Origin of the sequence: Desulfacinum infernum DSM 9756, assembly GCF_900129305.1 — a bacterium.
Lineage (GTDB): Bacteria > Desulfobacterota > Syntrophobacteria > Syntrophobacterales > DSM-9756 > Desulfacinum > Desulfacinum infernum.
Genome location: NZ_FQVB01000009.1, coordinates 79,536 through 101,048 on the forward strand (window position 1 = coordinate 79,536; position 21,513 = coordinate 101,048).

Annotated in this window: 18 protein-coding genes; 10 read left to right on the forward strand and 8 right to left on the reverse strand. The window is 62.5% G+C overall.

Annotated elements, in window-relative coordinates:
- Positions 1 to 28 precede the first annotated feature (28 nt).
- From BUB04_RS05630 to BUB04_RS05640, 3 genes are all read left to right on the forward strand, one after another.
- Positions 29 to 673, forward strand: a complete 645-nt coding sequence (locus BUB04_RS05630; RefSeq protein ID WP_073037779.1) for an HAD family hydrolase — start codon at positions 29 to 31, stop codon at positions 671 to 673.
- A gap of 482 nt (positions 674 to 1,155) precedes the next feature.
- Positions 1,156 to 1,530, forward strand: a complete 375-nt coding sequence (locus BUB04_RS05635) for a hypothetical protein (protein ID WP_143156367.1) — start codon at positions 1,156 to 1,158, stop codon at positions 1,528 to 1,530.
- 324 nt (positions 1,531 to 1,854) lie between these two features.
- Complete coding sequence (locus tag BUB04_RS05640; protein ID WP_073037782.1) at positions 1,855 to 3,177, forward strand: bifunctional lysine ketoglutarate reductase /saccharopine dehydrogenase family protein; 1,323 nt, start codon at positions 1,855 to 1,857, stop codon at positions 3,175 to 3,177.
- A 608-nt stretch (positions 3,178 to 3,785) separates the two neighbouring features.
- Here the strand turns inward: BUB04_RS05640 and BUB04_RS05645 are convergent.
- The 8 genes from BUB04_RS05645 to BUB04_RS05680 all read right to left on the reverse strand — a co-directional run bounded on the left by BUB04_RS05645 (position 3,786) and on the right by BUB04_RS05680 (position 13,062).
- Entirely contained in the window at positions 3,786 to 4,697 is a 912-nt protein-coding gene (locus BUB04_RS05645; RefSeq protein ID WP_073037783.1) for a uroporphyrinogen decarboxylase family protein, read from the reverse strand.
- The gene (locus tag BUB04_RS05650) at positions 4,694 to 6,097 is read right to left on the reverse strand and encodes an MmgE/PrpD family protein (protein WP_073037786.1); all 1,404 of its coding nucleotides are present in this window, start codon (positions 6,095 to 6,097) and stop codon (positions 4,694 to 4,696) included. Before BUB04_RS05650 ends, BUB04_RS05645 begins: the two co-directional genes overlap by 4 nt.
- Positions 6,075 to 7,268, reverse strand: coding sequence for a saccharopine dehydrogenase family protein (locus BUB04_RS05655; RefSeq protein WP_073037787.1), 1,194 nt, complete (start codon positions 7,266 to 7,268; stop codon positions 6,075 to 6,077). Before BUB04_RS05655 ends, BUB04_RS05650 begins: the two co-directional genes overlap by 23 nt.
- Before the next feature lie 66 nt (positions 7,269 to 7,334).
- Entirely contained in the window at positions 7,335 to 8,252 is a 918-nt protein-coding gene (locus BUB04_RS05660; RefSeq protein WP_084076228.1) for an ABC transporter permease, read from the reverse strand.
- Positions 8,249 to 9,175, reverse strand: a complete 927-nt coding sequence (nikB, locus tag BUB04_RS05665) for a nickel ABC transporter permease (protein WP_073037789.1) — start codon at positions 9,173 to 9,175, stop codon at positions 8,249 to 8,251. Before nikB ends, BUB04_RS05660 begins: the two co-directional genes overlap by 4 nt.
- 313 nt (positions 9,176 to 9,488) lie before the next feature.
- Entirely contained in the window at positions 9,489 to 10,985 is a 1,497-nt protein-coding gene (locus BUB04_RS05670; protein WP_073037791.1) for an ABC transporter substrate-binding protein, read from the reverse strand.
- A gap of 96 nt (positions 10,986 to 11,081) precedes the next feature.
- Positions 11,082 to 12,077 carry an ABC transporter ATP-binding protein gene (locus tag BUB04_RS05675; protein ID WP_073037792.1) on the reverse strand — a complete coding sequence of 332 codons (996 nt, stop codon included), beginning with the start codon at positions 12,075 to 12,077 and terminating at the stop codon, positions 11,082 to 11,084.
- A complete protein-coding gene (locus BUB04_RS05680) occupies positions 12,070 to 13,062 on the reverse strand; it encodes an ABC transporter ATP-binding protein (RefSeq protein ID WP_073037891.1) in 993 nt (330 codons plus the stop codon). The genes BUB04_RS05675 and BUB04_RS05680 overlap by 8 nt, the downstream gene beginning before the upstream one ends.
- A gap of 373 nt (positions 13,063 to 13,435) precedes the next feature.
- Here BUB04_RS05680 and BUB04_RS05685 point away from each other — a divergent pair, with 373 nt between their 5' ends.
- The 7 genes from BUB04_RS05685 (at position 13,436) to BUB04_RS05715 (ending at position 20,822) form a co-directional block, all read left to right on the forward strand.
- Positions 13,436 to 14,242 carry an IclR family transcriptional regulator gene (locus BUB04_RS05685; RefSeq protein WP_073037793.1) on the forward strand — a complete coding sequence of 269 codons (807 nt, stop codon included), beginning with the start codon at positions 13,436 to 13,438 and terminating at the stop codon, positions 14,240 to 14,242.
- Positions 14,243 to 14,263: 21 nt separating this feature from the next.
- Positions 14,264 to 15,097: a beta-keto acid cleavage family enzyme gene (locus BUB04_RS05690; protein ID WP_073037794.1), complete on the forward strand. Its 834-nt coding sequence runs from the start codon at positions 14,264 to 14,266 to the stop codon at positions 15,095 to 15,097.
- 693 nt (positions 15,098 to 15,790) lie between these two features.
- Entirely contained in the window at positions 15,791 to 16,987 is a 1,197-nt protein-coding gene (locus BUB04_RS05695; protein ID WP_073037795.1) for an ABC transporter substrate-binding protein, read from the forward strand.
- A gap of 515 nt (positions 16,988 to 17,502) precedes the next feature.
- Complete coding sequence (locus BUB04_RS05700) at positions 17,503 to 18,366, forward strand: branched-chain amino acid ABC transporter permease (RefSeq protein WP_073037796.1); 864 nt, start codon at positions 17,503 to 17,505, stop codon at positions 18,364 to 18,366.
- A 90-nt stretch (positions 18,367 to 18,456) separates the two neighbouring features.
- Positions 18,457 to 19,386, forward strand: coding sequence for a branched-chain amino acid ABC transporter permease (locus BUB04_RS05705; protein WP_245795133.1), 930 nt, complete (start codon positions 18,457 to 18,459; stop codon positions 19,384 to 19,386).
- Positions 19,387 to 19,396: 10 nt separating this feature from the next.
- A complete protein-coding gene (locus tag BUB04_RS05710) occupies positions 19,397 to 20,128 on the forward strand; it encodes an ABC transporter ATP-binding protein (protein ID WP_073037798.1) in 732 nt (243 codons plus the stop codon).
- Entirely contained in the window at positions 20,121 to 20,822 is a 702-nt protein-coding gene (locus BUB04_RS05715; RefSeq protein WP_073037799.1) for an ABC transporter ATP-binding protein, read from the forward strand. The genes BUB04_RS05710 and BUB04_RS05715 overlap by 8 nt, the downstream gene beginning before the upstream one ends.
- Positions 20,823 to 21,513: the final 691 nt, after the last annotated feature.

Genomic DNA, 21,513 nt, shown 5'->3' on the forward strand with positions numbered 1-21,513 from the left:
TAAGGATTTTTCAAAAGGACGCCACCCCATGCAGGATCTGGAAGCGGTGATTTTCGATTTCGGAAGAGTGATTTCGGCCCAGAAGCCCGAATCCCTTTTTCGAAGCTATGAAGAGGCTCTGGGAATTCCGCAGGGGACCCTCAACACCATCATGTTCGACCATCCCGCCTGGGAGGAGGCCCTGCTGGGGCGGATCACTCCGGGCGAATACTGGAGGCGGGTGGGGCCGGAACTGGGACTCGCCACGCCGGAAGCCGTGGAGGCCTTTCGTCGCCGGTACGATGCCGACGAGCGGCTCAACGAGGATGTGGCCGCCATCGTTCGTGCCCTCCACGGCCGCCTGCCCTTGGCGGTCCTTTCCAACGCGCCGCTTGGGCTGGAAAGATGGCTGGATCGGTGGGGCCTTCTTCCCCTTTTCGACGTGGTTTTCTGTTCCGCCAACGAAGGCGTTCGAAAACCCTTTGCGGAAGCCTACCAGCGGACGCTGGCACGGCTGGGAGTTCGCGCCCAAGGGACCCTCTTCGTGGACGACGCCTGGGAAAACGTGGAAGCCGCCCGCAATCTGGGCCTCCAAGTCCACCACTTCCAGAACGCCGGTCTCCTGGCCGAGGACCTTCGCTCCCGGGGGCTACTATCTTGGATCGACGCGGGAAAACCGCTTCGCCGAAATTGACAAGGCCGCCCCATCGGGGTTAATCGAATTCCTATCCAGAGCTCCAAAGCACCTGCTTGAATCGGCGATTGTAGGGGCGAATAATCATTCGCCCCTACAGGGCAATGGCATGGCGCGAGCCCGTGGAACGTCAAAGACCTTAGGATCCGTGGTGCGAGGCTTCAAGATCGGCGTTACCAAGTGGTTTCGACAAAATACAAACATTCGAACCGTCTGGCAGCGGAACTACTGAGAACACGTCATCCGAAGCGAAGAATCCCTTCAGGAAATCCGCGAATACATTCGAGACAACCCGATCCGCTGGGCCTTGGATCCTGAAAATCCCAATGCACTGTCGTAGGTTGGCAAAGAGAAGGTTCAAAGCAGGGGTGAGGATGGTTTGCCTGGAGGTCATTTCCACCGATCGAAGGGAGCATCCGGAAAGCAAAGCAGGATAGAAAGGAGGTGTTATGAGTCGGTCGGCCAAGTCCTTGGGAAGCCTCTTGCTGGTGGTGGTCTTCGGCGCGCTAATCTTGGGATGTGCCACCACATCAGAAACGGGAACATCGGGATTTTCCGTCAAGAAGCTGACCATTCCCGAAACAGTCAGCACCAAGTCACCCTACCCGGCCGTCATGCACTGTGTAGGCCTTGAAAAGGTGGACATTCTCCAAGGGCATTTTTTCTGGAATGGAGAGGGGCCTTATGCCTATGAACCCACCCGCGTCGATCCCCAGTCGGGTGAGGTGGTCTTCATGCTTCACACAGGTAGACCGGGTACCTACCGCATAACGGGCTATGTATCCTTTTGGGACAAGGCGACCTCGAAGGTGGGAAAAACGAAACCGGTCTCGGCGGGCTTTGTCCTCGCAAGGTGACACCAAGGCCCACCCCCATATCTCCGCGGCCTGCCTTTTGGCCAACCGGATTGAGCAGCCGAATTGCCATGGCCTTCAAAACGGCTCTTATCCCCTTGACAAAACAGGCGCTCGATTGGATGGTGCCTGCACTTCCAGGCCCGCGGGCGCGAGGGCCTGGAAATCGGGGGCAAGGCGTTTTCGTAGGGGCGGGCTTTATGCCCGCCCGTGAAGACCGCACAATCAAAAGGAATCGTTCAATTCAGTTATGTTTTACGCCGGGGGCGGATCATCCTCCGCCCCTTTTTCGATGGAAGGATGCCACAAAAGGGAGGCCGTGAAGGGATGAACGTTGCTTTGGGGATTCGGCGGGAAGACAAGAACGAGTGGGAACGGCGGGTGCCTCTCACCCCGGACCAGGTGGGGAGCCTCATTCGGGACCACGGCCTATCGGTGATCGTGCAGCCTTCGGAACTCCGGGTCTTTCCGGACGACGCCTACCGGGAGGCAGGGGCCCTGGTCCAGGAGGACCTCTCCCCGTGCCGGATCGTTCTGGGCGTCAAGGAAATGCCCGCCTCCCTCTTTCGCCCGGGGACCCTCTACGTCTTCTTTTCCCACACCATCAAGGGCCAATCCTACAACATGCCCATGCTCCGGGCCCTCATGGGCGCCGGGGCCCATCTCATGGACTATGAGCGGATCGTGGACTCCGCCGGGCGCCGCCTGGTGCTTTTCGGCCGCTACGCGGGCCTGGCCGGCATGATCGAATCCCTCCACGCCTTGGGGCGTCGCCTGGCCTGGGAAGGATGCGATCCTGGGCTCAATCCCTTCCTCTCCGTTCAGCAACCCTACCGATATGAAACCCTGGAAAACGCCCTGGGCCGCCTCAAGGAAGAGGCCGCGGCGGCCCTGGAAAAGAGCGGAGTTCCGGAAAGTCTGGGGCCTGTGGTGATCGGCGTGCTGGGCTACGGGAACGTGGCGCGCGGCGCCCTGGAAATCCTGGACTCCTGCTTTCCAGTCCGCCGATGGAAGCCCCGGGATCTCCTTTCCGGTGCGGTGGCCGACGCATCCCGCCGGATGCTCCACGTGGTGGTCTTCGGGGAAAAGGACACGGTGCGGCGTTCCGACGGCGGCTCCTTCGACCTGCAGGACTACTACGCGCATCCCGAAAAGTACCGGCCGGCCCTGGCGCCCTACCTTCCCCACTTAACCGTGCTCATCAATGCCATTTACTGGGATCCACGGTATCCGGTGCTGGTGACGGCGGAAAACCTCCGGGAAGTCTATGCCCATCCGAAGGCCAAGCTCCAGGTTATCGGCGACATCACCTGCGACATCGAAGGTTCCATTGCCGTGACCCGGAAGGCCACCAGTCCGTCCGATCCCTGTTACGTCTACGACGTGGAAACGGATGGCTTGCTGGACGGCATGGAAGGCGGCCGCGGTCCGGTCATCATGGCCGTGGACAACCTGCCGTGCGAATTCCCCAGGGAGGCGTCGGAAGATTTCGGAAAGGCGCTGATGCCGTTTCTTCCAGAGCTTTGCCGGCTGGACCTGAACGATCCCGGGGCGCCCGCCGCGCTCCCCGACCCGCTCAAGCCGGCCCTCATCGTCCACCGGGGAGAGCTCACGCCCGACTATGCCTACCTGAAGCCGTTTCTGGCCTAAGGGCTTGTCCGAGAATCCTCCTCCGGCTCAAGAGGCCGGGGAATTTCCGTCCTCTTCGTAGCCGCGGGGCTTCAGCCCCGCGGAAAGGTCCATCGTAACTCCATGAAATAACAGAAAATACGCGATGGCCTATCCGACGGCCGGGGGGTCCTCCGCAGCCCTAAAGGGCTGCGCTACGAGGAAAAAGGTCGTCCGCGGCGTTCTCAGACAGGCTCTTAGAAGGCTGCCCGAGATCGCTGTTTTCCCGGGAGCGCGGGCGTCTCGCCCGCTACTTGTGCGGGCCGGAGGCCCGCGCTCCCAGCGGAAAGAACTTTCGGACACATTGTCGGACACCCTGGGCCCGGCGGCCGGGAATTACGCACGAGAGGGATCGACATTTCGGGGAGGGGCGGGGGTTATCCCCGCCCGCCAAGCGCACGGTGACAAAAACCGGGTTGTCGCCCATTACGGACGGGGCCGCGGCAACGAAGGATGAAGCGCACCCTGAAAAGCAGGCCCTCGTGGGGGCGAATGACTATTGCTCCTACAGGCCGCGTTTCATGAAAAGGGATCGCTCCGGCTGAGTTTTTCCGATGGCTGCAGGGATCGGGGGGCCGCCTTCGGTCGGTTTATGGACGCAAGGAACGCACCACCTGGTAGGCCCACGAGACGGCGTCCAGGTCCATGCCGGAAAAGAGGCCGCTGGTGGTTCCGAAGATCCATCCGGTTCGGTCGGGAACCGATTCCAGGAGAGCGGTCACGTGCCGCTCCACCTCCTCCCGAGCGGCCTCTCCCGTGAGCCATGCGGGATCCAGGTTGCCCCACAGGCACAGTCGGTCTCCGTATTCTTTCTTGACGGCGGCAAGATCCATGTCCGAGCGGGGATCCAGGCAGTGCAGCCCGTGGATGCCGGTATCCGCGAGGTCTCCCATGAGCAGATTGAGATTGCCGTCCGAATGGAAAAAGACGGTCAAACCCGCATCCCTTGCGGCGGACGTCGCCCGCGAAATCCATGGGAAATAGCTCTTTCGAAGGCGTGCGGGAGAAACGAAAGGACCCTTGCCGTAGGCGATGTCATCGGCCAGCACAAGACCGTGGGCCCCCTGCTCGGCGGCATGGCGGATTTGGGCCAGAGCCTGTTCCAGGGAATTCTCGAAGATTTCCCGGACGGTCTCGGTTTCCCTCTCGAAGGCCGTCAGAAAGGGCATCCACCCCAGGACCCGGCATCCCCACCCGAAGGGACCGTTTACTGTGACGAAAACGAAAAGATCCGTCTCCCGGACCCAGCAGGGAAGGTCCGGCCAGGGCGTCTGAACCTGCCGGGTTCCGAGTCCGCTCGGGTCCGCTGGTGATTCCGGAGGCGGCAGGCACACCAGGTCCGCGCCCAGGTGATGCAGCAGGGCCCGCCGCCTTGGAAAACCAGGCGGAAGCGACGGTGCGAAGGCGTCGGCCAGGGCCTCGTCGATGCAGAGCTCCCCCACGGGCAGGCGGTCCACGGGCTCACAGCGGACGGCCCGTTCCACACGGTGTCGGGACGTCACGGCAGGGGCCTCCCGTTCGAAGCCGCCTCCCTGTATTTCGGCGCCTCGTTGGCGATGCGTTCCATGAGAGGATCCAAGGAAGGGAGTGCGTCCAGGTTCCGCACCACCTCCACCACCGCCCGCCTTGCGGCCGGATCCAGGACGGGTCCGGTGAGCCGGTGGAATTTTTCTTCCAAGGCTTCGTTGGACATGGGGTGATCCGGATCTCCCAGGGGATCCACGATGGTCTTTTGGAAGGTCGCTCCGGAGCCGGTTTCCACGGTAACCCGGGCGGGGGTGTGGGCGGGAAAGAGGGCGTCCAGCGATTCGTCCCGGCCCAGTTCCACCCGGCGGGCGAAATGGACGACCGCCGCATCGCCCAGGGTCTCTTCCCCCAGGGGCAGCAGAGCATCCCTTCCCCGCACGGCCGCCACGGCCAGGCAAAACGGTACGCTGTACTGGGCCGATTCCAGGGACGGCGGGTCGGGGTAGTTGTTCAGTGTGAGCGCCCGGCCGAAGGTGGCCACCCGCACCCGGCGGATCCGCTCGGCGTCCAGGCCGTGCTCGTCCATGATCTCGCACAGAGCGTCCACGGCGCTGTGGATCCAGCGACAGCAGGAATAGGGCTTGAAGTAGGTCCTTTCGATGGCGAAGGATTCCTTCAGTTTCGATCGGATCCGCACCGCATCGTAGTAGGCCGGGTGGTCCAGGATGTCGGTGGGGCCCGTGTATCCTTCCACGGCCAGATCCAGCGCCACCAGGCCCGTGAAAGTGGCCCAGGGAATGCCTTCCTTCACGCTGTTTCCCATCACCTTGCTGTATCCCGCGGCGGAAAGCCCCGGAGACTGCACACCGGCCACCGCCATGGCTTCCGCCACGTGGTGCGGGGTCAGGCGGCGGAGTCTTCCCGCAGCCGCCACCACTCCGTAGGCGGCCCAGCGTCCCGTGGACAGGGTGTCCAGGGCCGCGAAGTCCCGTGCGGCCGCCACGCGAACGGCCACCTCGTAGCCCACCACCACGGCCGCCAGAAGTTCCTTTCCCGAAACCCGGGTTTCCTCCCCCACCGCCACGGCCGCCGGGATGATGGCCGCTCCGGGGTGCCCTCCGGCCGCCCGGTGTCCGTCGTCCAGGTCCAGGGCACTGGCAGCGGCGCTGTTGGCCATGGCCACGGCGGGCGCCGGGTGCTTCAGGCCGTGGAACCACACGGTGGCCTGGCCCGAAACGGAATAGCGGTCGAAGACGCGCCGGACGGCCCGGGCCGGCAGGCTGGAGACTCCCGCCGCCGCGGAGCCCACCAGGTCCAGCACGCACCTCTTGGCCGCATCCAGGGCGGACGCCGGAAGGGCGTCCGATTCCAGGTTGATGGCGAAATCGGCTAGAACGTCGGTGGTTCTGGTTTCAGATGCCGGTTCCGGCCCCATGGTCTTCCACCTCTTTTTGAACGGTCATGCCCCGCCTTTTAAGTTCGCTGAGCAGGACGTCCGGTGGCACGTCCCGGGCCGGGTTGAGCAGTCCCCGCCTGGTGATGGTGCAGTTCAGGATCAGTTGCGCTCCGATGGCGGCCGTGTAGCCCACGGTGCGGTTCATGGCGAAAAGCCCCGTTTCCAGGTCCCGGTAGTCGATGAGCCAGTAGGAGACGCGCCGGGGTTCGCCGTCCTTCAAACCCCAGGCTCGGGCGAGCAGGATCACCACGTCCCGTTCGTCGTCGGCGAAGGTGAGGCGCGGAGTCAGGTGATGGACCAGGAACTGGCGCGGCGACACGCTGCATCCCCCCACGTCCACCGGGGCGTCTTCCAGGAAGCCCAACTCGGACAGGGCGTTCACGAGGGCGTTGTGGCCCGGCCATCGCAGGGCGAACCGCCCCATGGCCCGAACCTCACGGCCCAGCCCGAAGGTGTCCATGTAGGCCACGGCGTCCCCGTTGGGATAGGCCTCCAGGGTTCCCAGCCCGGGAACCTCCACCGTGTGACCGTATTCGGGCCAGAAGACCTTTCCTTCGGCCACGCGCACTTCCCGGCCGTCCGCCAGGAATCGGGCGGGTCGCTTGTAGGCCTTGAGGACTCCGTCGAATGTCCAGCTGATCTTGTAGCGCAGGGGATTGTGGTCGGCGCACGCCGGCTCGGGCACCCCGGCCCCGTAGGAATGGAGACCATGCACCTGGTCCAGCTCTTCCAGGGCCAGCCGGCACAGCACCAGGTCGATCCCCGGATCCATGCCCATCTCGGGCAGAAGGGTGACGCCCGCCGATCGGGCTGCCTGGTCCAAACGGACGAGATCCCCCGTGTAGCTGGAACTGACGAAGTGCACGCCGCACACCACGGCCGCTTCGGCCACCTTGAACCCGAAGTGGGGCGGCAGCATGCAGATGACCGCATGGGGCCGGACGGACCGCAGGAGCCGCTCCAGGTGCTCCGTGCTGGTGGCGTCCAGATGGACGACGCTGGTCTTCCGGTAGCCTTTCCGCCGGATGTGGTCTTCGGCGGCCTCGGCGTTCATGTCCGCCGCGACAATCTCCCGGACCTGCTCCGATCGTTCCAGATCGTGGAGCACCGCCTTTCCCTGCAGGCCCACCCCCAAAACCAGGATCTTCATCGTAGGAACCTCCGCTGCCGTCCAAGAAATAGCGAGTGATATGGTTTCCTGTTTCCGCGATGGAGGTCAGATGTTTCGAAGCCGCGGATCCAGCGCATCCCGCAATCCGTCTCCCAGCAGGTTGATGGAAAGGATGGTGAGCATGATGGCCAGGCCCGGGAAGGTGACGAGCCACCACGCGTCCGTGATATACACCCGGCCTTCGGCCAACATGCGCCCCCAGGTGGGCGTGGGCGGCGGGGCGCCCATGCCCAGGAAAGACAGGCCGCTTTCCCAGATGATGATATTGGCCACGCGCAGGGTGCCCAGCACCAGCAGGGGGGAGATGACGTTGGGAAGGATGTGCCGAAGCAGGATCACCCGGTTCGGAGTTCCCACGGCCCGGGACGCCTCCACGAACTCCTTTTCCTTGAGCGACAACACGCTGCCCCGGATGGTCCGGGCGTACGTGACCCAGTCCGAAATGCCCAGCACCAGGATGAGGTTGAAGAGGGAAGATCCCAGGACGGCGATCACGGAAATGGTGAGCAGCATGAAAGGATAGGCCATGAAGACATCGGCGATGCGCATGATGACGCTGTCCAGCCTTCCCCCGTAGTAGCCGGAGATGAGGCCCAGCACGATTCCCAGAAGCTCCGCCACCAGCACGGCGCTCAGCCCCACGGTGAGGGACACGCGGCTGCCGTGGAGGATGCGGGCCAGGATGTCCCGGCCCAGGTTGTCCGTTCCCAAGGGATGCTCCCAGCTTCCGCCCTCTTCCCAGGCGGGCGGCTGGAGCCTGGCGAGCAGATCCTGTTCCAAAGGGTCCACGCCGTAAAAGAGGGGAAACGAAAGGCTGGTGAGCACGATGGCCAGGAGTAGAATCCCTCCCACCAGGGCGCTGGGACGCCGGGCCACCTCCCGGGTCGTTTCCCAAAGGAGGCGGAGTCGCGGCTGGATTTCTTCCGTGAAAGCCGTGGGGAATGTGGCGTTGGCGCTGTTCATTTTTCCTCGAGATAACTGATTTGGGGGTCCAAATGGACGTAAAGCAGGTCCACCAAAAGATTCACCACCACAAAGATCACCGCCAGGACCAGCACGCACGCCTGCACCAGCGGGTAGTCCCGGTTGAAGATGGCCTGCACCACCAGCCGGCCGACCCCCGGCCAGGCAAAAACCGTTTCGATGATGACCGTACCTCCAATGAGGAAGCCGAACTGCATGCCCGCCACGGTGACCAGGGGAATGAGGGCGTTCTTGAGGGCGTGCTTGCCGATGACGAGCCGCTCCTTGAGGCCCTTGGCCCGGGCGGTCCGCACGTAATCCTGGCCCAGGACTTCCAGCATGACGGACCGGGTGAGCCGGGCGAACATGGCCATGAGACCCATGCCCAGGGCCAGGGACGGCATGACGAGATGAGCCCAGGACCCGCGTCCGGACGTGGGAAGCCAGCCCAGTTTCACGGAAAAGAGCAGAATCAGCATGATTCCCAGCCAGAAATGGGGCATGGAAAGCCCCAGGAGCGCCCCCAGCATGCTGCCCATGTCCAGCAGGGAATTTCGCCGCACCGCCGACACGATGCCGATGGGTACTGCCACGCTCAGGGCGATCACCATGGCCGCCACCGCCAGCTCCAGGCTGGCCGGCAGCCGCTCCAGGATGAGCTCCATGGCGGACACATGGTAGTAGAGCGATTCGCCGAAGTCACCTCGGACTGCGTTGGACGCAAAGCGCAGGTATTGGACGGGGATGGGATCGTTGAAGCCCAACCGTTCCCTCAGCTCCTCGATCTCCTGGTGGGAGGCGTCGGCGGGCAGCATGAGCATCACCGGGTCTCCCGACAGGTGGATGAAGAAGAAGCTGATCATGGAGATCCCCACCATGACGTAGACGGCGTGCCAGAGTCTTTTGAGGATGTAGCGTCCCATGGAGGTCAAAGGTCAAAGTTAAGGGTTAAAGGCAAAAGGCAAAAGGTAAAAGGCAAAAGGTAAAAGGTTAAAGGTTAATGGTTAATGGTTAGATGGGTTGAGGGTGAAGGGGACGAGGGAAAAGGTTCAGGCACGGACCCCTTGGGTAGGGGCGGGGTTTATCCCCGCCCGCTAGCCACGCGGTGTAAGAGACACCCGAAGAAAAAACCGCTCAGTCTAGGGGAAAGGAACAAGGCGTGAATGGACGGTGAAGCGAATGGCTTGTTCCTTTCCCTTTTCGCCTTTAACCTTTCCTCCTTCCCCTTTCCCCTCCCTACTTCTTGGGTTGGGCGTAGCGCATGTTCAAAAAGCCATCCCGGCGGCCCTGGTAGTCCACGTCGTTGGCCACCCCGAACACCTCCGGAATGACGTACAGATAGACCCACGGAGCGTCTTCATACAGGATCCGGTCGATCTCGTTGTAGACCTTGGCCCGGTCGTCCCGGTTCATGATGGTCCGGCCCAGGTCCAGGAGCACGTCCACGGTGGGGTTCTTGTAATAGTAATCGCGGCTCTTGGAATGGAAGAGCGAATACATGTAGCGGTCCGGCTCGGGCGCATCGTCCCACCAATAGATGTACATCTGGTGCTGGCGGCCCTTGTAGCGTTCCCACATGACAGCCCGCTCGAACGGTTCCAGCTTCACCTGGATCCCCACCTTGGCCAGATCCGCGGCGATGGCTTCCGCCTGTTCCTGGATCTGGGACATGTAGGTGGGGTAGGCCAGCCGGGCTTCGAAGCCGTTGGGATAGCCCGCTTCGGCCAACAGCGCCTTGGCCTTTTCCGGATCGTAGGGGTACGGCTTCAGATTGGGATTGGCGCCGAAGGTCCGGGGGCTGATGGGGCCGGCGCACAGGATGGCCTTGCCGCCGAAAAGGGCCTTGTTGATCAGTTCCCGGTTGATGGCGTAGTTGACCGCCTGGCGGACCCTGACGTCGTCAAAGGGCTTGTGGTAGGTGTCCAAGCCCAGGTACGGCATGACCCCCATCTGGGGGGTGAGGTAGGCCTTGCCGGATTCTTCGATCTTCTTTCGCTGATGGACCGGCACGCCGGCGATCACGTCGGCTTCGCCCGTAAGGAGCGCCGCGATCCGGGACGCCTCTTCCGGAACGCCCTTGAAGATCACCCGCTTGTAGGCCGGCTTGGGCCCGTAATAGTTTTCGTAGCGCTCCAGAACGATCTCTTCTCCCCGGACCCATTTCACCAGCTTGTAAGGGCCGCATCCCACGGGTTTCACGTTGTATTCCGTATCGCCCACTTCCTGCACGTACTTGGGCGGCACGATGGGCAAATAATAACCCAGGATGTAAAGGCCCGGCGCATAGGGCTTGTGGGTGCTGATGGTGAAGGTGTAGTCGTCCAGCACCTTCACTTCCTTGAAGGCGGACATCTTTCCCTTGTGGGGGCATTTGATGTCGGGGTTGAACACCCGGTCGAAGGAAAACTTCACCGCATGGGCCGTCACAGGCTCCCCGTTGTGGAAGGTGACGCCTTTCCTCAGGGTGATCTTCCACGTGGTGTCGTCCACCTTTTCCCACTTTTCCGCCAGGGCCGGCTTCACGCTGGCGTCTTCCTGGGGATGGAACAGGGTGTCGTGGATGTTGTAGCAGACACTCATGGTGGTCTGGATGGAGCTTTGCATGAGATCCAAGCCCACCGGTTCCGCTTCCTGCACCACCACCAGGGTGTCGGCGTCCTTCGCCTGAAGGGGCGTCGAGCCCACACCGAACACCACGGCCAGGGCCAGAACGGCCAAGAGCACTCGTTTCATCACCTTCCTCCTCTCGTTTGTGGTTTTTGGGAAACCCAACAATCCCAAAAAAACCGTTTCCAGACAAGTGGCCGGGAGACGGCCCGGCAGGCGGCCTCAGGCCGCTCCGGACCAGGACGGTTCCCACAGCCTGCCCTCCCCGTGGAGATGGCAGGCCACGCGACGACCATCGCCCATGTCCCGCATGGGCGGTTCTTCCCTGGGACACACGTCCAGGCGCCGGGGACACCGCGGGTGAAACCGGCACCCGGAAGGCGGATGGAGGGGGCTCGGCACATCGCCCGCGAGCACGATCCGTTGCCGCCGCCGTCGGGGGTCGGGCACCGGCACGGCGGAAAGAAGCGCCTGGGTGTAGGGGTGGAGCGGTTCCCGGTAGAGGGCGTCCGCCGGGGCCAGTTCCACGATCTTCCCGAGATACATCACCGCCACCCGATGGCAGATGTAGCGGATGACGCCCAGATCGTGGGAGATGATGACGAGGGAAAAGCCGGCTTCCCGCTGCAAGCGTCCCAGCAGGTTGAGGATCTGGGCCTGGACGGAAACGTCCAGGGCGGAAACGGGTTCATCGCCGATGATGAGGCGGGGCTTCAGGATGAGCGCCCGGGCGATCATGATCCGCTGGCGTTGGCCTCCGGAAAACTCGTGGGGGAAGCGGTGCATGTGCTCCGGAAGGAGCCCCACGCGCTCCAAAACCTCCTCCACCGCCCGCCGCCTTTCGGCCCGCGTGCCCATCTTGTGGGTCAGCAGTGGTTCTTCCAGGATCCGGGAGACCGTGAGGCGCGGGTTCAACGATCCGTAGGGGTCCTGAAAGATGATCTGCATCTCTCGGCGAAGTGCCTTGAGTTCCCGGTGCTCCATTCGGAAGATGTCGCGGCCGCGGAAGAAGACCTCTCCCGACGTGGGTTCGATGAGCCGAAGGATGGTTCGTCCCGCCGTGGACTTGCCGCATCCGGATTCCCCCACGATCCCCAGGGTTTCGTGGTTCTTCAGGGAAAAGGAAATGCCGTCCACGGCGTGCACCGCCCCCTTCACGCGTTGCAGCCATCCCTTTCGCACCGGAAAATGCTTCACCAGGTTGCGCACTTCAAGCATGGGCGCCTCCGTCGATCATCCAGCAGGCGGCCCAGTGCCCGGGCCGAACTTCCATCAGATCCGGCGCACGGCTCCGGCAGATCTCGCCGGCGATAGCACATCGGGGATGGAAAGAACAGCCCCGGGGAAGGTCCGTGAGACTGGGGACCACCCCGGGAATCTCGTAGAGCTCCCCGTCGGCCATGGACATGTCCGGGCTGGGAATGGCCTGCATGAGGCCCCGGGTGTAGGGGTGCAGAGGATGGTCGAAGAGTTCCAATGTGTCCGCCCGCTCCACCACCCGGCCCGTGTACATGACCGCCACCTCCTGGGCCATTTCGGCGATGACCCCCAGATCGTGGGAAATGAGGATGATGGCCGTGCCCATCTCTTCTTTCAGTTTTTCCATGAGGTCCAGAATCTGGGCCTGAATGGTCACGTCCAGAGCCGTGGTGGGCTCGTCGGCGATGAGCAGCTTGGGTCGACACGCCAGGGCCATGGCGATCATGACGCGCTGGCGCATGCCTCCGGAAAGCTGAAACGGATATTCCCGCACCCGCGATTCCGGTGCCGGTACCCCCACCCGTTCCAACATGCCGATGGCCCGCCTCCAGGCTTCCTTCCGGGAAAGGCCGCGATGGACCCGGTAAACCTCCGCCAGCTGATCGCCCACGGTGAAGACGGGATTGAGGGCCGTCATGGGTTCCTGGAAGATCATGCTGATCTCGTTTCCGCGGATGGAGCGGAGTTCCTCCAGGGAAAGATCCAGCAGGTTGCGACCCCGAAAGACGATGGCGCCTCCGTCGAAAAAGGCGGGCGGCATGGGAAGAAGGCGGAGGATGGAAAGGGAAAGGACGCTCTTTCCACATCCCGATTCGCCCACGATGCCGAGCACTTGACCTTCGTGCACGTTCAGGGAGACCCCGTCCACGGCCCGGGCGATGCCCGCCGGGGTTTGGAAGCAGGTGCGCAGGGACTGGATGGTGAGAAGGGCGTCGTTGTTCATCATTGGATTTTGGCTTCGGAAGCCTCTTGTCCTCGCAGCTCGCCGATCGGTTGACCCCTGGTGTGAAACGGGACCAACAACCATCCGGGGCCTTTGCATGGGCAGGGTGTCCCGACCTGCGCATCTCCCCGGCCTGAAAGGGAGCCGGGAGTCATGGCCGACGGAAAGTCCCCGGTCCGCGCCGTGTTGGGGATGGCCGTCGAAAAAAGTGATATTGGGTCTTGAAGCGACCCGGCCATAGGGGCACGATTGGACCGACAGGTCAAGGTGTTTTCCGAAATATTTCACTTGACACAACCCGAGCCCTGATTCTACATAGCAGAATCATCTATTGCAAGGCGTAATTTTCCACCCCCACCGAAAGGGTCGAACGATGAAGCCGAAAGTGACCATCGTGGAAGATCCGTCCCGGGCGTTCATCAATTCCCTGTCCCGAGGCATGGCGGTGCTGGAGGTCCTCTCCCAGGCGTCCAGGCCCCTCAACCTCACGGAATTGGCCGAAGCCGTCGGGCTCAACAAGGTCACCGTCTCCCGGTTCTGCTACACCCTGGTTCGGCTGGGTTATGTGCACCGCAGCAAGCGAAAGCGCTACAGCCTGACCCCCAAGATCCTGGGACTGGGCTACGCCGCCCTGAGCCAGATGGATCTTCGCCAAGTGGGGGAGTCCAACCTTCGGGAGTTGTCCCGGGAATTGGGCGAGACGGTGAACATGGCCATCCTGGACGGCGGCCAGATCCTCTACGTGGCCCGCTACGTCACGGAACCCATCATGCAGCACCCGCTGAGCATCGGCGCTCGCCTGCCCGTCTACTGCACGTCCATGGGAAAGGCCATCGCGGCCTATCTTCCCGAAGACGAGCTGCAAGAGGTGCTTGCCGAGCAGTCCTTCGCTTCCCTGACCCACCGCACCATCGTCTCGGTGTCGCGCTTCAGGGAAGAGCTCGCCCGGGTGAGAAACGACGGTTTCGCCGTAAACGACGAAGAGCTTTCGGTGGGCCTGCGCTCCATCGCCGCTCCCATCCTTCGGGACGGCTACCCGGCGGGGGCGATCAACGTGGCGGTGCCCACCACCCGGTACAGCCTGGAGCGATTGGTTGGCCAGCTGTCGGGCCCGCTGCTCCGAACCGCTCGGGCCATCTCCGAGCTGCTGGAAAAGCAGGTTTCCGTGGCCCGGGTGTGACCCCCTGAGAAAGGCAGCTCCATGGAGAAACTGATCATCACCGTGGCTCCCACCGGATCGCTACCCTCTCGGGCCAAAACCCCCCACGTCCCCATCACGCCCAAGGAAATCGTGGAGTGCGCCGTACGGTGCGAATCGGCGGGAGCGGCCATCGTGCACGTGCACGTGCGCGATCCCAAGGATGAATCCCCGTCGCCGCGGTTTGATCTCTTTCAGGAAGTCATGGAGGGGGTGCGGTCCCGGACCCGGCTCATCACCCAGATTTCCACGGGTGGCCGTGCCGGCATGGGCTACGAGGAGCGAAGTGAGCGATTGAAGCTCCGCCCCGAAATGGCGAGCCTCACCACCGGTTCCGTCAATTTTCCCAACGCCGTCTATGCCAACGGCCCGGACCTCATCGACAAGCTCGCCGCCGACATGCAGCGGTACGGCATCAAGCCGGAAATGGAGATCTTCGACACCAGCATGATTGCCAACGCCCTGGATCTGGCCCGGCGGGGGCTGGCGACGCCGCCGCTTCATTTCAACTTCGTCATGGGCCTCAAGGGGGCCATCCCGGCCACGCTGGAAAACCTGGTGCACCTGAAAAACAGCATTCCTCCGGATGCCACCTGGACCGCCTCGGGCATCGCCGCCGCCCAACTTCCCATGAACGTTCATGCCATCCTGGCCGGCGGCCACGTGCGGGTGGGCCTGGAGGACAACATCTACTACCGCAAGGGCGAACTGGCCTCCAACGAGCGGCTGATCGAAAGGATCGTGCGCCTCGCGGGGGAGCTGGGCCGGGAAGTGGCCACGCCGGACGAAGCGCGGGCCATCCTGGGCCTGAACGGGAAGGCCCAGGCCGCCGCCTGAAGCGCTCCGGCGTTCTTCACCAATACCCCAACGTTCATGGCCCGTTTTACGCTAGCCCGAATGGACGAAAGAGTGGACCTGGCAAGGGCCTTTTGCGGGAGCGCCGCAAGGCGCGATCTTCTTTGCGTGACCGCGCGGTTGTTGGATTTCCGGCCATCCTCATGGCGGTTTGCGCCGATCCTGCAGATTGCAACTCGGGCTTAGTCCGTTCTTCCATAGAAACCCCCATCACGCGGGGCGTGACTATGAAGAATGAAACGCACCTTTGGAAAGCAGACCCCTGTAGGGGCCAATGATTATTCGCCCCTACAGGCCTTGCGCACGAACAGGACAAGGTCGCGTTCCGTATAAATTTTCTATCACCACGGGATAGGCGGACGGGGATAACCCCCATCCTCACCCAACAGCTTCGACTGCCTTCGTAGGGGCGGGCTTTGGGCCCGCAAGAACCGCATGAGGGGGAGGAATCGTCCCATTTGGAATCGCATCGTCCTTTTTGTTTACGCGTATTGTAGGGGCGAATGACCATTCGCCTACAGGTCCTTTGCTCCTTTGTGGGCCTCAATAGAGCGATTTTCGTCTGGTTTCTGGGGCGCCGCGCGCCTGGCGGGCGTAGCCTTTCCATGGGTCTTGGGTTTTCCCTAACCGGCCGCCCGGGAAAAAACGGGGGCCGCAGCCGAAAAGGAGGCGAACATGCGTTGGAAGGGAACGTGGACCGTTGTGCTGGGGTTGGCTTTGGCCGGGCTTTTGGCGGTCGGGACCGTCCAGGCGGAGGACGTGATCAAGATCGGCGTGGTGGGCCCGCGGACCGGGCCGGCGGCGGCCACCGGAAAGGCCTTTGAGGAAGGCATCGCCCTGGCGTTGGATGTGATCAACGGCCAGCAGGGCGGCGTCCTGGGAAAGAAGGTGGAGGTGGTCTTTGAAGACACGGGCGGTACGCCGGAAAAGGCTGCGTCCGGCTTTGAAAAACTCATCACCAAGGACCAGGTGGTGGTGACCGTGGGCGAAAGCCATTCGTCCTGCGCTCTGGCCGAAGTGCCCATCGCCGACCGGTACAAGCACCCCCTCATCATTGCGGAAGCCTGGGCCGACGACATCACGGCCAAGAACTCCCGGTACGTCTTTCGGGCCGGTCCGTGCAACAGCGGCGTGGTGAACGACAACATCCTGGGCTTTGTCAAGGACTACGGGTTCAAGCGGGTGGCCATCGTGGCGGAAAACACCGACTGGGGCCTGGGAATCAAGAAGCTGGCCGAAGACGGCCTGAAGGCCATGGGCGTGGAATACATGACCGTGGAAACGGAGCGAAAGAGTCAGGACCACTACACGGAACTCAACAAGATCGCCAAGTTCAAACCGGATCTGGTTCTGGCCTTCGTTTACGGCTTCGGCGTGCACTACTTCATCGCCCAGGCCAACGAAGTGGGGCTCTTCCCCCAACAGGCGCTGATCCTGGAAGGCGCGGGTCCCCCCAGCCTGTGGCCCGAATTCTGGCAGAATGTGGGCGATGCGGGCAACCTGGAGCTCTTCGTCTCGCGGATGCACGCCAAGGTGGAATTCAACGAGGTCTCTCGCCAGTTCCGGGAAGCCTACGTGAAGAAGTTCGGCAAAGAACCCACCGATTACAAGTCCCGTTCCATCTATGACGTGCTGTTGGTGGCCGCGGACGCCGTCCGCCGGGCCGGAAGCACGGACCCCGAAAAGATCGTGGACGCCCTGGAAAAGACCCAGCTCAAGGTGGGAAGCGGCGTGGTCCAGTTCGGCACCGAAAAGGGCACCTACCGCTACCACCAGTGGCAGCCGCCCATGCTGATCGTCCAGTGGCAGAACAAGGAGCAGGTGGTGGTCTATCCCCTGGACGTGAAGACGGGCGAGCTGAAGAAGCAGTAGGAAGAGCCCGTCCCACGGAAACCGAAGCCTAAATGGAGCGATTCCTTGGCTCCGCGAGACGAGCGGGCGGGGATAAACCCCGCCCCTGCTCAACAGGTCCATCTGCCTCGGTAGGGGCGGGCTTCACGCCCGCCCGCCGGAACCTCGCGGTGGGGAAGAATCGTCCAATTCCGTATGAAACGCGACGTCGTTCCGTTCGCGCGCAAGGCCTGGTAGGGGCGAATCATCACTCGCCCCTAAAGGGGGGCGCTGCCCAAAAGTGCGTTTCATCCTTCGTTGTCACGGGCTCCCCTTGAAGGGGGTTGATGTGAAAGATGATGTGAAAGAGAACCGCGAACGAACGCAGATGGACGCAAGATGGAAATGACTGGGCCCACTCTTCCATCCATGCAGGGTGACACAGGGAGAGCCACGACCGTTAAAAAAATCTCGTGAACCGTCATCCGGCGGCTCTTCCGCGCCCTATCCCAGAGGGAAGGGTCGCCCGCGATCGCAAGGCAAAGGAACCACCTCCCATGGACGACTTTCTGCTCTACCTCACCAACGGATTGCTGCTCGGCGTCATCTACGCCCTGTCGGCATTGGGCGTCTCGCTCATCGTGGGCATCATGAACGTGATCAACTTCGCCCACGGGGAACTCTACGTGCTGGCGGGCTACTTCAGCGCCCTCTTCGCCCATGCCCTGGGCCTTCCCATCCCTGTGGCCATGGCCCTGGCGGTGGGGCTGGTCTTCGTCTTCGGCCTTCTCATCGAAAGGACCCTCATCCAGCCCACCTACGGCAACGACATGTATTCGCTCATCATCACCTTCATTCTGTCCATCGTTTTGCAAAACGCCTATCTCTTCATCTTCGGGCCCTATCCTCAGAAGCCCCCCAACTGGGTGACCGGCTCCACCCATCTGTTCGGCCTCTTTTATTACGGCAACCAGCGGTTGGCTTCCTTCTTGGCCGGCGCCGCCGTGATCGCTCTACTGTTTCTTCTCATCAAGAAGACCTGGTTCGGCAAGATGGTGCGGGCCGTGGCCCAGGACCGGGAGATGGCGTCCATGGTGGGAGTGAACTCCACGCGGGTGAACATGCTCTCCTTTGCCCTGGGATGCGCCCTGGCGGCAGCGGCCGGCGTCATCCTGGCGCCCATCTTTCCGGTGAACCCCACGGCGAGCGTAGGAATCAGCCTCACCGCCTTCGTGGTGGTGGTTCTGGGCGGCATGGGCAGCCTGGAAGGGTGTGTGGTGGGCGGCATCCTTCTCGGGGTGGTCCAGAACCTGGGAGCCGCCTACGTTTCATCCGGCTACAAGCACTTTTTCGGGTTTCTCATCCTGGTGTTGGTGCTCACCGTCCGTCCGTCCGGCCTTTTCGGCCGGAAGGAAATCTGATCGGGCGCTCAACAGCCGGTCGCCTTGGCGTTCCGCCTTGCGCGAAGGAAGACTCACGGCCCGTTGTCTTTTCCAGCGAAGGAGTTGTCCGTGCCCCGTTCTCTTGTCTGGTTGCTGTCCCTCGGTCTTTTTGGTGTTCTGGCGGTGCTGCCCCTGGTGGCCGGTGATTACTGGCTCCATACGGCCATTCTTTGCCTTTTCTACGTCATGATGGCCGCCAGCTGGAACCTTCTGGCGGGCTACACCGGCCAGGTGTCCTTTTCCCATGCGGCCTTTGCCGGCATCGGAGCCTACGTGTCCGGCATGTGCGCCATCTACTTTCACCTTCCGCCGCTGCTGGGAGCCCTGGTGGGCATGGCCGTGGCGGCGGTTTTGGGCCTGCTTTTGGGAGTGCTCTGCATCCGCATGGGCGGCATCTACCTGTCGCTCACCACGCTGGCCTTTTCCGAGATGCTCCGGATCGTGATCGACAACGAATACGAAATCACCCGGGGGACCATGGGCCTGTCGGTCCCCTTCGTTCTGCCGTTCTATTCCAAGGCGTGGGCCTTCTATCTCATGGGCGCGGTCACCCTGGGCCTGCTCTACGTGATCCACCGGATCATCCGTTCCGATCTGGGGACCGCCTTCCGGGCGGTGCAAAACGACGAGACGGCCGCCGCGTCCCTGGGAATCCACGTGGTGAAGATCCGCGTGGCGGCCTTCGTCATCTCCAGCACCATGGCGGGCCTGGCGGGGGCCCTTTACGGGCACTACCACCAGCTGATCACGCCGGAAATCCTTTCGCTCAACCTCATGTTCCTGGTGCTGGCCATGACCATCATCGGCGGGCTGGGAACCTTCGCGGGTCCTGTCGTGGGGGCCGTCTTCCTGGAGGTCCTTTCGGAATACATTCGGATTTACGGGGAATTCCACGTGCTCATCTTCGGGCTGGTGGCCCTTTTCATCAGCCGGTTCGCGCCGGAAGGCCTCGTGGGCCTGTGGAGGAAGCGATTTCCCACCCTGGACGCACAACGCTAAAGGAAACGCCATGGCCTTTTTGGACGTGCAACACGTAACCAAGCGGTTCGGGGGGCTCACGGCCGTTGCCGACGTGAGCTTCCAGATGGAGCAGGGAGAGATCGTGGGTCTCATCGGCCCCAACGGAGCGGGCAAGACCACGCTCTTCAATTTGATCGCCGGCACCTTTCCCTTCGATGAGGGCCGCATCGTCTTTGACGGCGAGCCGCTGAACGGACTGAAGCCCTACCATGTGTGCCGCCGGGGCATCGCCCGCACCTTTCAGATCACCCGCCCGTTTCTGGAGATGACCTGCTATGAGAACGTGGTGGTGGGGTTCATCGGCCGGGACGGCTTCACGGGGGAGACGCCGGAAAGGCGGCGCCGGGCCGAAGAAATCCTAAAGCTGGTGGGGCTGGACGAGTTCCTTCACACCCAGGCCCGCCATCTCAATCTCATCAACAAGAAAAAGTTGGAGATCGCCCGGGCCCTGGCCACCCGGCCCAAGCTCATTCTTTTGGACGAGGTGCTGGGGGGGCTCAACACGGGAGAAATGGTCCAGGCTTTGGACCTGATCCGGGCCATCCGGGACCGGTTCGGCGTGACGGTTCTCTGGATCGAGCACGTGATGGGCGCCTTGATGCAGGTGGTGGAGCGGCTGCTGGTGCTGGACGGCGGGCGCCTGATCTGCCAGGGAGATCCGCAGACGGTGGTGCGGGATCCGCGCGTGATCGAAGCCTATCTGGGGGAAGCGGATGATTGAGGTTCAGGATCTGCATGTCTTCATCGGTGAAAACAAGGTTCTGCACGGCGTCTCACTGGACGTTCGCCCCAAGGAAACCGTGGCCGTGGTGGGCGCCAACGGCGCGGGAAAAACCACGCTCATCCGCACCTTAATGGGTCTTCTCAAACCCGCCCGTGGAAAGGTGCTCCTGGACGGAACCGACATCGGCTCACTGGCGCCCCACGAAATCGCCCACCGGGGAATGGCCTGCGTTCCCGAAGGCCGCCGGGTTTTCAAGGACCTCACCGTCAGGGAAAACCTGGAAATGGGCGCCTTCCGAAAGGAGGCGCGAAGCCGCCTTTCGGAATCCTTCGAGTGGGTGACCGAGATGTTTCCCATCCTGCGGGAGCGTTGGAACCAGCGGGCGGGGACTCTTTCCGGCGGCGAACAGCAGATGCTGGCCATCGGCCGGGCGCTCATGGCAAGGCCCGTGGTGCTTCTCATCGACGAACTGTCCCTGGGCCTGGCGCCTTTGATCGTGAAGGACATCTTCGAGCAGCTCCGGCGGATCCGAAAGGAGATGACCGTGCTGCTGGTGGAACAAAACGTGGAGATGACCTTGAAAAACAGCGACCGCGCCTACGTGATGGAAACCGGGCGGCTGGTCCGCCACGGGCCGTCGGCGGAGCTTTTGGGCGATCCCAAGATCCGGGAAGCCTACCTGGGGCTGTAACAGGGCCTCGACTCGGATCGCGCCCGGGAGCTTGTCCGGGAATGATTCTACGAAACCTTCAAGGCCGGGGAATGTTTGTTCTCCTCGTAGCCGCGGGGCTTCAGCCCCGCGGAAAGGCTCATCGCAACTCCATGAAGTAACAGGAAATATGCGATGGCCTATGCAAGGCTCGGGGGTTCTTCCGCAGCCCTAAAGGGCTGCGCTACGAAAAAAGCGCTCACTCGCAGCGTTCTCGGACAGCCTCCTAGGAGCCTGTCCGACAATGGTACATTTGCCTCGTCCAACGCCCATTCGTCATCCCCGCGAAAGCGGGGATCCAGGATTTTCAGTGAGTTATGGACTCCCGCTTGCGCGGGAGTGACGGTTGCGGGAGTTCTCGGACAGCCTCCTAGAGGCGCTCCCGCAGCGTCTGCTCGAGCCTTCGGGCGCCTCGTTCGCGGTTCTTTTTCGCGCGAACCCACGTCACGGAGGTCCGCCATACGGAAGGATGAAACGCGCCCTTTAGAACCAGGGAGCTGTAGGAAGCCTAAACTGAGCGATTTTTTCTTCGGGAGTCTCTTACACCGCTTGATGAGCGGGCAGGGATAAACCCTGCCCCTACCCAATGGGTGGTCCGTGCCTTTTTGTAGGGGCGGGCTTTATGCCCGCCCTTCAGGACCTGTCCATGAGAAAGAATCGTCCAATTCAGGTG